Origin of the sequence: Streptomyces sp. NPDC014882, assembly GCF_043081325.1 — a bacterium.
Taxonomy (GTDB): domain Bacteria; phylum Actinomycetota; class Actinomycetes; order Streptomycetales; family Streptomycetaceae; genus Streptomyces.
Map to the genome: position 1 here is coordinate 166,200 of NZ_JBIBWL010000014.1, position 12,477 is coordinate 178,676.

At 74.7% G+C, this 12,477-nt stretch carries 9 protein-coding genes and 1 pseudogene; 7 read left to right on the top strand and 3 right to left on the bottom strand.

The features are described 5' to 3' along the window. Positions 1 to 1,247 precede the first annotated feature (1,247 nt). Positions 1,248 to 3,929 carry a LuxR C-terminal-related transcriptional regulator gene (locus ACF09K_RS27555; protein ID WP_392247702.1) on the bottom strand — a complete coding sequence of 894 codons (2,682 nt, stop codon included), beginning with the start codon at positions 3,927 to 3,929 and terminating at the stop codon, positions 1,248 to 1,250. 174 nt (positions 3,930 to 4,103) lie between these two features. On the opposite strand from ACF09K_RS27555, the gene ACF09K_RS27560 reads away from it, so the two are divergent. After that, positions 4,104 to 4,592, top strand: a complete 489-nt coding sequence (locus ACF09K_RS27560) for an ATP-binding protein (RefSeq protein ID WP_392247704.1) — start codon at positions 4,104 to 4,106, stop codon at positions 4,590 to 4,592. Between the two features lie 206 nt (positions 4,593 to 4,798). On the opposite strand, the gene katG is transcribed toward ACF09K_RS27560, so the two are convergent. Both katG and ACF09K_RS27570 read right to left on the bottom strand, forming a co-directional pair. Further along, positions 4,799 to 7,024 (bottom strand): catalase/peroxidase HPI, encoded by a 2,226-nt coding sequence (gene katG, locus ACF09K_RS27565; protein WP_392247706.1) that lies wholly within the window; start codon positions 7,022 to 7,024, stop codon positions 4,799 to 4,801. Positions 7,025 to 7,134: 110 nt separating this feature from the next. Beyond that, on the bottom strand, positions 7,135 to 7,575 hold the full coding sequence (locus ACF09K_RS27570) for a Fur family transcriptional regulator (protein ID WP_392247708.1): 441 nt from the start codon (positions 7,573 to 7,575) through the stop codon (positions 7,135 to 7,137). Between the two features lie 537 nt (positions 7,576 to 8,112). Between ACF09K_RS27570 and ACF09K_RS27575 the strand changes: the two genes are divergently transcribed. From ACF09K_RS27575 to ACF09K_RS27600, 6 genes and pseudogenes are all read left to right on the top strand, one after another. After that, positions 8,113 to 8,493, top strand: coding sequence for a cell division protein SepF (locus ACF09K_RS27575; protein WP_392247710.1), 381 nt, complete (start codon positions 8,113 to 8,115; stop codon positions 8,491 to 8,493). A 203-nt stretch (positions 8,494 to 8,696) separates the two neighbouring features. Then, positions 8,697 to 9,023: a nucleotide pyrophosphohydrolase gene (locus ACF09K_RS27580; RefSeq protein ID WP_392247712.1), complete on the top strand. Its 327-nt coding sequence runs from the start codon at positions 8,697 to 8,699 to the stop codon at positions 9,021 to 9,023. 310 nt (positions 9,024 to 9,333) lie between these two features. Beyond that, positions 9,334 to 9,795 carry a DUF6099 family protein gene (locus tag ACF09K_RS27585; protein ID WP_392247714.1) on the top strand — a complete coding sequence of 154 codons (462 nt, stop codon included), beginning with the start codon at positions 9,334 to 9,336 and terminating at the stop codon, positions 9,793 to 9,795. 171 nt (positions 9,796 to 9,966) lie between these two features. Further along, complete coding sequence (locus ACF09K_RS27590; protein ID WP_392247716.1) at positions 9,967 to 10,890, top strand: LLM class F420-dependent oxidoreductase; 924 nt, start codon at positions 9,967 to 9,969, stop codon at positions 10,888 to 10,890. Between the two features lie 396 nt (positions 10,891 to 11,286). Beyond that, on the top strand, positions 11,287 to 12,219 hold the full coding sequence (locus ACF09K_RS27595; protein WP_392247718.1) for a DUF4232 domain-containing protein: 933 nt from the start codon (positions 11,287 to 11,289) through the stop codon (positions 12,217 to 12,219). Between the two features lie 21 nt (positions 12,220 to 12,240). Then, a pseudogene (locus tag ACF09K_RS27600) lies at positions 12,241 to 12,432 on the top strand (hypothetical protein); the annotation flags it as partial. Positions 12,433 to 12,477: the final 45 nt, after the last annotated feature.

Here is a 12,477-nt window from a genome sequence, read left to right on the forward strand (position 1 = left end):
AACCGGTTGGCAGGGAACCTACGGCCGGAAAAGCGGGTGCGCCTATAGGGGTGGGCTCCGCTACGGATACCTGATTAACCCTCCCCCGCAGCGCAGTTGGCCCGGTCGGACGCGGTACGCGGCGTTTTCGGGGGTGCTGGCGGCGAGCGCGTGCCGACCGGTTCCGCCGGTCGCCGTCCGGACGCGGTGGCCGTTTCACGCCCGGCCCGTGCGACGTGCCGTGCGGCCGTGCACGGTGAGAAGCGGCGGGTGGGAGCCGGCCAGTTCTCTCTGATGGAGCGTCAAGTGCCCCGGCGCGCAATCCGGTTGCTTTCGCGTTCCGCCCGCGAGGAAGGCACGCCGTCGACACCGCCGCATCCGGTTCGGACGTCCCCTCGGCCGGCGCGTCCGGACCCGCCGGTACGTCGCCTCCGGTCCGGACGTCCCCTCGGCCGGTACGTCCGGACCCGCCGCCACGTCGTGCGGCGGCCGGCGCGGGCCGGCGTCACGATGTCCGCGCGAAGGCCCCTCCGGACGTCCGCGGAATCCGGTTCGCGCACCGGAGCGCCTTTCAGCCGGCCTGGCGCCTTCGTGTACGGCGCCTCCCCGTGCACGGCGCCATCGTGCCGGCCGTCGGGCACCGTGCCGGCCGTCGGGCACCGCACGGGCCGGCGGCTGTCGGCGCCGGGGTCTTCCGTCCGTCCATCCGTCCGTTCGGGCCGGGCCGGAGTCCGTCCGGGCCGGCCCGGACCGGCTCGGGGAGCGGCATCGGGGCCCGTGAACCCGGGCCGGATCCGGGCGGGAGGATCCGACCGCCCCGTGATCCGGTCCGGTGGCTCCTGAACGGGCGTTCCGCCGGTGCCGGGCACGGCCGGTCCGGGTTCGGGCGGGGGGAGGAGACGGGGGAGGAGACGTACGCCTCGGCCGTCTCACGGGTGGGCGCGGCTTTGATGGGAGGTCTCCGCGTCCGGCAGGCCCCCGGCGACGAGCGGGAGCGCCTCCGTCCCGCGGGGCGCGGGCCCGGACGGAGCCCCGCGGGGAGCGGCGGGTCCGCGTGCGCGGACCCGCCGGTCGGCGCGCGGCCCGGCCGTCCGCTGTCGGGTTCGGACGGCCGGGCCGCGGGCCGACCGGCGGGTCCGCCGTGGCACGCGGTGGCGGCCTCCCCGTTGCGGCGCCGCTGTGGGGGGTGGGGAGCGGCGCCGCCCGGAAGAGCATCGTGCGCCCACGGCCCGCCACGCCATCCGGGGCGCGCGTTCACGGATACGTAATCAATCCGCCGCCCCGAGGGCGTGCGCGAGCTGCTGCCGGGAGTGCACGCCGATCTTCTGCAGGGCCCGGGCGACGTGCTGCTCGACGGTGCGCGGGGACAGGTGCAGGGTGGTGGCTATCTCCCGGTTGGACATGCCCGCGGCGGCGAGTTCGGCGACCTCCGTCTCCCGCGGCGAGAGCACGTCGCCGTAGCCGGGGCGGCCGGGCGGCCGCCGTTCCCCGGCGGGCTGGTGAAGGCGCAGGTCGGCGCGGGTGCGGGCGGCGTCCCAGGTGGCGCCGAGCGAGTCGAAGACCGTGGCGCGGTCACTGAGCGCGGCGACGGCGGAACCGTCGTCCTCCCGGAGACCGAGGACGCAGCGGGCGGCGGCCGCCGAGGTGAGCGCCTCGTGGTACGGGCGGGACAGCGCCCGGTACGCGGCGGCGCTCCGGCCGTAGGCCGCGGCGGCCTCGGCCGTCTCACCCGTGTGTTCGGCCAGGACGCCGCGGGTCCAGGCGAGCGCCGCCTCGGCCGACGGCGCGTCGCGGTCCTCCAGCCCGGCGGCGAACTCGTCGGTCATCGCGCTCGCGACGGGGGCGTCCCCGGCCCGCAGGGTCGCCTCCACCGCCCAGGGGGCGAGTTCGGCGGCCCAGGCCCACAGCCCCTTGGCCCGCAGCCGCCGCCACGCCGCGTCCGCCTCCGCGGCCGCGCCGGCGACGTCCTCGTGGGCCAGCGCCATCCTGATCAGGGCGCCGGACACGGTCGCCGAGATCGGTACCGGGCCGGTGTCGAGGTCGGCCGCTCCGGGCCCGGTCAGGTGGGTGACCGCACCGGCCCACTCGCCGCGGGACAGGGCGAGCAGGCCGAGGACCATCCGGGCGTCGGAGGCGAGGTAGGGCATGTCACCGGCCTCGTCGACGAAGGCGCGGCACCGGTCGGCGAGCCCGGACCAGTTCCCGGTCGCCCAGTCGAGGACGAGGGCGCAGCCGCGGCCGGTCTGCTCGGCGTAGACGGCGCCGCTGCGCGCCGCCAGCTCCACCCCCTCGGAGAGCAGGGCCCGTGACTTCTCGTAGTGGCCGAGCCACACCGCCGCGTCCGCCGCGTTGCACAGCCCGCGGGAGGTCTGCTGCCGGCTGCCGACGATGTCGCTGTCGCGGGGCAGGCGGTCGACGAGCTGCCAGGCGGCCGGGTCGCCGCCGTTGAGCAGCACGCTCACCCGGTTCGCGGCGACGGCGGCCTGGACCACCGGGTCCCCCGACTCCTCCGCGACGGCCACGGCACGCTCGATCCAGACGACGTTCTCGGCGAAGGACGCGTCCGGCCCGTACGGCATCGCGAGCGCCGACATCGCCCGGGCCAGCGGCGTCGGCCGGCCCGCCAGCTCCTCCACCGCGCGGGCGAGTTCGTCCCGTCCCTCCATGACCTGGCCCATCTGGTTGCACTGCAGGAGCCCGAGGTCCAGACGGATCTCACCGCGCACGGCGGGAGGCAGGCCGGGGTCGGCCACGATGTGCCGCAGCACCTTCAGCGTCTGGTCGGAGCGCAGGCCCACCACGGCACAGCGGGCCAGCAGCATGGCGAGCCGGGAGCGGACCTGCTCGGGAATCGTGCCGGTCTCCAGCGCCGACTCCAGGAGACCCACGGCGCGCGGCTGCTCGCCGGCGTCCTCGTACTGCTGGGCGGCGCGTTCGACGGCGAGCAGCCGGCCCCGCTCGTCGCCGCAGGCACGGCGGTGACCGGCCACGCGCTCCCAGGGGACGGGCTGGCGCCCGGCGAGCAGGCGTGCGGCCCGCCGGTGCAGCGCCTCCCGGTCGGGCCCGTCCGCCGCGCCGCGGACGGCGGCGGCGGCGAGCGGTGAGGCGAAGCCGTACCGGCCGTCGCCGCACTCCTGGAGGGCGGCGGCCCGCAGGGCGGCGACCAGGGCGTCGTGGCCGGCCCGGCCGGCGAGACCCGCCACGACGGCGAGGTCGCGGGAGGTGGCGGGCTCGTCGAGGACGGCGGCGGCGAACACGATCTGCCGGTGCTCCGCGGGCACGGCGGCGGTGCGCCGCAGCACCAGCGTGTTCAGCCGGGGCGGCGCGTCCAGCCGGTCGGCGTCGACGCAGAGCGGCCGGCCGCCGGCGGGAGAGCCGGCGGGGGAGTCCGCGGCCAGCTGGTCGAGCAGGTCGGCGACGACCTGCGCGACACCGCCGGAGGCGCGGTGCAGGGTCTCGGCCAGGCCGGCCGTGACGCGGTCCGCGCCCAGGGCGTGGTCGGCCATGCGGCGGACGGCGGCGACGTCGAGCGGTCCGAGGACGTGCCGGACCACGGTGAGGGAGGCGGGGAACTCGGTGCCCGGCCCCAGGACCAGCCCCGGTTCGGCGAGCTCCTCGGGGCGGTAGCTCAGGACGCAGGCGAGACGCGCGGGCGGGGCGGCGAGCAGGGACGCCAGCCGCGCGGTGTCGGCGGGCGCCGCCCGGTGCACGTCCTCGACGAGGAGCAGCACGGGGCCGTGACCGGGCAGCGGCCCGTCGGGGACCGTCCGCAGCACGGTCCCGGTCCGGCCCGCCGCGAGCCGGCGCAGCAGGCGGCTCTTGCCGGTTCCCGCGGCGCCCTCGACCAGCAGCAGGAGGGGCCGGCCGGGCCCTTCCGGCGCGAGGGCCGCCGTGATCCGTCTCAGCAGCGCGTCCTCGGCCCCGCCCGCCGGTGCGGCGGTGTCCGGCATGGTTCGTCACCCCGTCTTCACACACGTCGCCTTGTTGTTTGCGTATCCGTACTCAGTCTGCCCTGATTGCCGCGGCTTCCGGAGGGCGGGCACGGTGGAGTGCGTAAGGCCCGTGGTCAGTGGTACCGGCAGGGCCCGCCACCGACGCGGTCGACTGCCAGGCAGGAGTCCGGCGTGAGCAACGTGACCTATCCGAGCCCCGGCGGGGTGCTCCCCGGCGTGGAGAGGCCGCCGGAGTTCGTGTGCCTCCGCGAGACGGTGCCCCCCGGCACCGGGCACGTCCTGGCGATGGCGGCCCTCACGGCGTCCGCGCCCGCCGTGCCCTGCCTGCGCCGGCTGGCGAAGGCGCTGGCGCACAGCCGCGGGCTGTCCGCGGCGGCGGAGGAGGCGCTCGCCGTGATCGTCACCGAGCTGGCGACCAACGTGGTCCTGCACAGCGGCAGCGCCGACCTCGAGGTGATGTTCGTGGCCGGCGACGGCGAGCTGACCGTGGTGGTGCGCGACCACGGTCGGTGGCGGGAACGTCCCTCCCGGCGCCGCGAGGCGGCCGACATGGACGCCGGCTTCGGCCGCGGGCTCGCCCTGGTCGACGCGTACTCCCTGGACACGTCCGTGCGGCGGTCCCCCCACGGCACGGTGGTACGGGCCGTCGTCGCCCTGTGACGGGGCGTGGCGGGCGACGCCGCCGCCCGGCCCCGCCCCCGGGTCCCGCCCGGTCCCCCCGGGTCCCCCTCGCGCGGGCGGGCGGGCGGGCCGGGCCGGACGGGGCGGGGCGCTGCCGGACGGCGTGCCGGTGGATCCGGCGCCCGGGGAACGCGGACGGCCGGGCCCGCCCCCGAGGGGAGCGGCCCGGCCGGTGCGCGAGAAGGTCAGACCAGGTCGAAGCGGTCCAGGTCGCAGACCTTGACCCAGGCGTCGACGAAGTCCTTGACGAACTTCTCCTTCGCGTCGTCGCTCGCGTAGACCTCCGCCAGCGCGCGCAGCTCGGAGTTCGAGCCGAAGACGAGGTCGGCGCGGGTGCCGGCCCACTTGAGCTCGCCGGTGGCGGCGTCGCGGCCCTCGAAGGTGCTCTGGTCCTCGGAGGTCGCCTTCCACGTCGTGCCCAGGTCGAGCAGGTTGACGAAGAAGTCGTTGGTCAGGACGCCGGGCGTGGTGGTGAGGACGCCGAGCTGCGACTCCTGGTGGTTCGCGCCCAGCACGCGCAGGCCGCCGACGAGGACGGTCATCTCGGGGGCGCTCAGGGTCAGCAGGTTGGCCTTGTCGAGCAGCAGGTACTCGGCCGGCAGGCGGTTGCCCTTGCCGACGTAGTTGCGGAACCCGTCGGCGGCCGGCTCCAGCGCGGCGAAGGACTCCGCGTCGGTGTGCTCCTCGGTCGCGTCCACCCGGCCCGGCGTGAACGGCACCTCGACCTCGAAGCCGCCCTCCTTGGCGGCCCGCTCGACCGCGGCGGCGCCGCCCAGCACGATCAGGTCGGCCAGCGAGACCTGCTTGCCGTCGGTGCGGCCGGAGTTGAAGGCCTGCTGGACGCCCTCCAGGGTGCGCAGCACGAGCGCGAGCCGGTCGGGGTCGTTGGCCTCCCAGCCGCGCTGCGGCTCCAGGCGGATGCGCGCGCCGTTGGCGCCGCCGCGCTTGTCGCTGCCGCGGAACGTCGAGGCCGACGCCCAGGCGGTGGACACCAGCTGCGAAACGGTCAGGCCCGAGGCGAGGATCTGCTCCTTCAGGGCGGCGACGTCGTCGGCGTCGACCAGCTCGTACGTCCGCTCCGGCAGCGGGTCCTGCCACAGCAGGGTCTCCTCCGGGACCTCCGGGCCGAGGTACAGCGACTTCGGGCCCATGTCGCGGTGGGTCAGCTTGTACCAGGCACGGGCGAAGGCGTCCGCGAACTGGTCGGGGTTCTCGTAGAAGCGGCGCGAGATCTGCTCGTAGACCGGGTCGACGCGCAGCGCCAGGTCGGTGGTGAGCATGGTCGGCAGGTGCTTCTTCGACGCGTCGTGGGCGTCGGGGATGATGGCCTCGGCGTCCTTGGCCACCCACTGCTTGGCGCCGGCCGGGGACTCGGTCAGCTCGTACTCGAACTCGAACAGGTTCTTGAAGAAGCCGTTGCTCCACCGCGTCGGCGTGGCGGTCCAGGTGACCTCGAGGCCGGACGTGATGGTGTCGCCGCCCTTGCCGGTGCCGTAGGTGCTCTTCCAGCCGAGGCCCTGCTCCGCGAGGGAGGCGGCCTCGGGGTCGTCGCCGACGTGGTCGGCGGGGCCCGCGCCGTGGGTCTTGCCGAAGGTGTGGCCGCCGGCGATCAGCGCGACGGTCTCCTCGTCGTTCATGGCCATGCGGCGGAACGTCTCACGGATGTCGCGGGCCGCGGCCAGCGGGTCCGGGTTGCCGTTGGGGCCCTCGGGGTTGACGTAGATCAGGCCCATCTGGACGGCGCCGAGCGGGTTCTCCAGCTCGCGGTCACCGCTGTAGCGCCGGTCGTCGAGCCAGGTGGTCTCGGGACCCCAGTACACGTCCTCCTCGGGCTCCCAGACGTCCTCGCGGCCGCCGCCGAAGCCGAAGGTCTCGAAGCCCATCTGCTCCAGCGCGACGTTGCCGGTGAGGACGAGCAGGTCGGCCCAGGACAGGCTCTGGCCGTACTTCTTCTTCACCGGCCACAGCAGCCGGCGGGCCTTGTCCAGGTTGGCGTTGTCCGGCCAGCTGTTGAGCGGGGCGAAGCGCTGCTGGCCCGCGCCGGCGCCGCCGCGGCCGTCGCTGATGCGGTAGGTGCCGGCGCTGTGCCAGGCCATCCGGACCATCAGCGGACCGTAGTTGCCGAAGTCGGCCGGCCACCAGTCCTGCGAGGTCGTCAGCACCTCGGCGATGTCCTGCTTCACGGCCGCGAGGTCGAGGTTCCTGAACGCCTCGGCGTAGTCGAACTCCTCACCGAGCGGGTTGGCCACGGCCGGGTTCTTGGCGAGGATCTTGACGTTGAGGCGCTCCGGCCACCACTGGCGGTTCCCGCCGCCCTGGGTCGGGTGCAGGGCACGCCCGTGCGCGACCGGGCAGCCGCCGGCCTCCTCCGCCTTCGGTTCCGTGACGATCGCGTCGTGGTTCTCGGTCATTGGGGGTTCCTTCCGAACTGCGTGGATCGCGGTGCTTGGCTACTGCGTGGAGCGGTGCGTCGGTGGAGCGGGTGGGGCGGTGCACTGGTGGAGCTGGTGGGGCGGGTGGTTCAGGTGGCCGACGGGGCGCCGGAGCAGCCGGGGCACAGGCCCCAGTAGATGACCTCGGCCTCGTCGACGGAGAAGCCGTGGCGGTCGGAGGCGGTCAGGCAGGGGGCGTGGCCGACCGCGCAGTCGACGTCGGCGATGGCGCCGCAGGAGCGGCACACGAGGTGGTGGTGGTTGTCCCCGACCCGGCCCTCGAACCGGGCGGGGCTGCCGGGCGGCTCGAGACGGCGCAGGAGACCGGCCGCGGTGAGCGCGTGCAGCGCCTCGTACACGGCCTGCAGCGATATGTGGCCCACGCGGTCGCGGACGCCCGCGGCGATCGCCTCGACCCCGAGGTGGTCGCCCGCGCGCACGGTGTCGAGCAGCGCGACGCGGGCGGCCGTCACCCGCAGGCCGGCACCGCGCAGTTCCTCCGCCGTGGACGGAATCCCGGGTGCGGTCATGACGCCAACCTACCCCCACAAACACGAACGGTTCAAGAAATGGAATCGATCCAATTCTGTGTCGCGTCGTGTGGTGTGTGCCGCGTCACGTATGTCACGTGCGCCGGGTGCGCCGGATGTGTCACGTGGCGGCGTGCACGAGGAGTCACGGGTGCGCGAGGGGGGCACGGGTGGACGTGTCCGGCGCGGGGTGACCGCGGCGGACTCCGCGGCTGGTGCAGAAGCGAACGGGCGCCGGGGGCGGGCGGCGCGGCGGTCGTCGTCGGGAGGGTCCCGGAGGCGGGGGAGAGGGGGCGGCCGGCTCCGCGAGGGCGGCGGCACCGGTGCGATGCCCGTCAAGTGCGGGGCGCGGAAGGGGGGATCGGGGCCGGTGAGAAGGGTGTTCGCGGAGGCGAAGGCCGCGCCGCGGGGCGGCCGGGAGGCGGTCCGGGGGCTTCCGGCGCCGCCGCGGCCCGTGTCGATGTTGGGCCGAACGGGTGACTTGGCGTAAGAATGGCTGGTGCAGGCAGTGAAAGCGAGTCAGTGCGGGGGGTACCGGTGAGCCGTTACGACGTCACCGATGAACAGTGGGAAGGGCTCGCTCAGGTCGTTCCGCTGCGCGGCCGGGACGCCTGGCCGTCGGCGGTGAGCCACCGCGCGCTGCCGGACGCCGAGACGGAGACCCGGCGGCGCTTCGTCGTCCTGCGGGTCAACGTCTTCGCGGACGCGCGCGAGGTCGCCGAGACCCTGATGTCGGGCATTCCGGTGCTGCTCGATCTGAGCAGCGCGGAGACCGACGTGGCCAAGCGGGTCCTGGACTTCTCCACCGGAGTGGTCTTCGGCCTCGCCAGCGGCATGCACCGGGTCGACCGCAACGTGTTCCTGCTGACCCCGCCGGGTACCGAGGTGAGCGGGCTCATGGAGGACGCGGGAGTGTGACGGGGGTGTGAGCGGCGTGCGGGCGCCGGGCCGGGAAGCGTGAGCCGGCCGCGCCCGCCCCGGCTTCGCCGATCGCGCTCGCCCCGCCGCCGCTGCTCGTCGTCCGGGCGGCCGGGGCGCGGCCGCATCCGTCGCGTCGGGCGGTGGGTGAGGCCTCCCGGGCGGGCGGGGGTCACCGGAACGGCGGTGGTACACCTGGAGCCGTGACAGAACATCTCGACGTGGCGAAGCTGCAGCGCAGGCTGGCCGAGTTCGGGGCGGCCCGGAACTGGCAGCCCTTCCACACCCCCAAGAACCTCGCCTCCGCGCTCAGCGTGGAGGCCTCCGAACTGCTGGAGATCTTCCAGTGGCTGACGCCGGAGGAGTCGGCGCGCGTGATGGACGACCCGGACGCCGCGCACCGGGTGACGGACGAGATCGCCGACGTCCTCGCGTACCTGCTGCAACTGTGCGAAGTGCTCGGCGTCGATCCGCTGGCCGCGCTCGACGCGAAGATCGACCGCAACGAGCGGAGGTTCCCCGCGCCGTGACCGCCCCGGCGCGGGCTGCGGGGCGGGCGTACGGGGCCGCCGTACGGGTCGTCATGCGGGGCCGTCGGCCGAAGCGGCCGACCGGGGCCGTCGGCCGGGGGCGTCGGCCGGGGTCGCCCACCGAAGCCGCCGACCGACGGAGTCACGCCTTCCGCTATCACTCTCCGTGAGTGTTTCCCCGTTCGACATCGAATTTTTGTCCACAGATTTCGGTCTTCCTCTGGCTTTTCGTCCCACCGACCCTCACTCTGGGTAGTAATGCGGTGACGTGGACGTGCGTGGAGCACGTCGGGACAGACGGGGGCACCCCATGGACGCGGTGCGGCTCATCCTGACCAGCAGCCGGGCTCTCGCGGGCAGTGGCGGCAGCGGACGGACCCTGACCGAGGTGTGGCAGGCGCAGGCCCTGGCCCAGGCGATCGGCAGTCGCCTCGCGGTCTCGGGCCCGCCCGAACTGCGCGGCGAGGCGCTGAGGCTGACCGAGCTGGCGGGCCGGGGCTGCGGGGTGCTGGACACCCCGGACCTCGACCACGGCGACCTGCTCGCCGCCCGGCTCACCGAACTGGACGACGCCCGCGAGGCCCTCCTCCGCCTGGCCGAGCTGCTCGGCGAGGTCGGCATCGCCCTCGTCGGCGTCGCCAGTTCGGCGGCCGACGAGGGGACGTACTGGCAGTGCATGGAGGCCATCGACGCGGCGGACGAGTCGAGGGACCGGATCCTGGAGATGCTGCGCAAACTGGCGGCGCGGGAAGGGGCGTTGCGGGAGGGGTGACCCCGCGGGGGAGCGGGCGCCGTCGGCGCACCGGGCGTCCCCGCCCGTACGTCACCCCGTGCGCCACCCCCGGTACGTCACCCCGTACGCCGCTCGTACCCCACCCGGCCGGGACGGACGGTGCCGGAGGGACTGCCGAGGTCGACGGGGTTTCTCAGGCAGGATGGAGGTATGGATCTCCGCATCTTCACCGAGCCCCAGCAGGGCGCCACCTACGACACGCTCCTCACGGTGGCGAAGGCCACCGAAGACCTCGGCTTCGACGCCTTCTTCCGCTCCGACCACTACCTGAAGATGGGTGACGTGGACGGTCTGCCCGGCCCCACCGACGCCTGGATCACCCTCGCCGGCCTCGCCCGGGAGACCAGGCGCATCCGGCTCGGCACACTCATGACCGCCGCCACCTTCCGGCTGCCCGGCGTCCTCGCCATCCAGGTCGCCCAGGTGGACCAGATGTCCGGCGGCCGCGTCGAACTCGGCCTCGGCGCCGGCTGGTTCGCCGAGGAGCACGCCGCGTACGGCATCCCGTTCCCGAAGGAGAAGTTCGGCCGCCTGGAGGAGCAGCTCGAGATCGTCACGGGCCTGTGGGCGACGCCGGCCGGCCGGACCTTCGACTTCCAGGGGGAGTACTACCAGCTCAAGGACTCGCCCGCGCTGCCCAAGCCCGCCCAGGCGAAGATCCCCGTGCTCATCGGCGGTCACGGGGCGACCCGTACGCCCCGGCTGACCGCCCTGTACGCCGACGAGTTCAACATGCCGTTCAGCTCGGTCGAGGACACCGAGCGGCAGTTCGGCCGGGTCCGGGCCGCCGCCGAGAAGGCGGGGCGCGCACCCGACGCGATCACCTACTCCAACGCCCTCGTGGTGTGCGTCGGCAAGGACGACCGGGAGGTCGCCCGCCGGGCCGCCGCGATCGGCCGCGAGGTCGGCGAGCTGAAGGAGAACGGCCTGGCGGGCACCCCGGCCGAGGTCGTCGAGAAGATCGGCCGCTACGCGGAGATCGGCTCCACGCGCCTCTACCTCCAGGTCCTCGACCTGCACGACCTGGACCACCTGGAGCTGATCTCCGCCCAGGTCCAGTCGCAGCTGGCGTAACGACACCGCACGCCCCGCACGCCCCCGGCTCCGGACGCACGCCCCGCACGGCCCGCGTCCTGGCCCCGGGCCCCGGGCCCCGGACGACGATGCCCGGAACCCGGAACCCGGAGCGCGGCGGCGCACAGGCACCCGCACCCCGGCCTCCCGCACCCCGGCCTCCCGCACCCCGGCCTCCCGGGTCTCGGCCTCCCCGGTCTCGGCCTCCCGGCTCTTGGACAACGATGTCCGGAACCCGGAGCGCGGCGGCGCGCAAGTATCCGCACCGCGGCCTTCCGGGTGTCGGACAACGTTGTCCGACACCCGGAAGGCCGCGGCGGTCACTGTGACAGCCCTGTGACCGGAATTATGGCCTCCACCACAGTCGCCGGGGCGGCCCCCTGATGGGGTGGCCGGATGCGCAGACCCGCCCCCCTCCTCCTTCCCGCCCTCGCCGCCGTCCTGCTGCTCTCGGCCTGCGGAACGCAACGCGCCGGCACCCACGGCAGCGGCCCCGGCGCGGACACGCCCTCCCCCGGCGTCCAGGTGAGCGACCCGGGCGTCGACGGGGTCCGGATCACCTCGGTGACCGTCCCGTCGGCCTCCCCGACCCCCCGGCGCAGCCTCTCGGTCACCGCGGAGCGGCTGCCCACCGGCTCCGCCACCGGCATCTCCGCCGCCTACGAGGTCACCAACCGGGGCTCCGAGGCGATGACGTACACGATCCTCGTAGGCTTCACCAACGACGCCGGCGAGGCGATGGGCAACCAGCGGGCGACCGTGCGCGCGGTCGGCCCCGGAGAGACCGTCCGCGGCACCGTCGTCCTCGGGGCGGCGACGCCGGGAGCCTCGTCGGTGACGCGCGCCGAGGTCGCCGACGTCACCAAGGTGCCGGCCGACGAGGCGCCGGCCGGGGCGGGCGACTGCCCGCCCTCCGGGATCCGCGTCACCGCCGACCAGGGCGACGCGGCGATGGGCCTGCGCGTGGTGGGCCTGCACCTGGAGAACTGCGGACCGCGCGACTACGCCGTCCACGGCTATCCGCTGCTGGAACTGCTGGACGGCGAACACGAGCCGGTCGACGGCGTCGAGATCCTCCGGGGCAGCGGCGAGATCACCACCGGGGCCGGGCCCGACGTGCCGCCCGAGCCCGTCACCCTGAAGCCGGGCGAGACGGCGAGGGCGAGCCTGGTGTGGCGCAACACCACCGAATTCGGTACGCCGGTGAACGTCCCGTACGTCCGGGTCCGCGCGAAGGCGGGCGCCGACCCGGTCATGGTGACGCCCGGACTCGACCTGGGAACCACCGGGAGGCTCGGCGTCCGGCCCTGGGAACGGGCGGCGCGGTAGCGCGGGGAAAAACCCGGGTGCGTGCGCGCCGTTCTCTGTACGTTGGACCGGCGCGCAGGCGCATCACCAGCGCTTTCGCTCCTTCCGAACCCTTTCGAGGCACCCACCGTGTTCCTGACGATCACCACCACCGGCACCCCTGAACGCCCCGCCACCGACCTGGGCTTCCTGCTGCACAAGCATCCCGACAACGCGCAGACATTCTCCACCTCCTGCGACAGTCCGTAGATACTCAGGGTGAAACTGCCCTACGCTCTG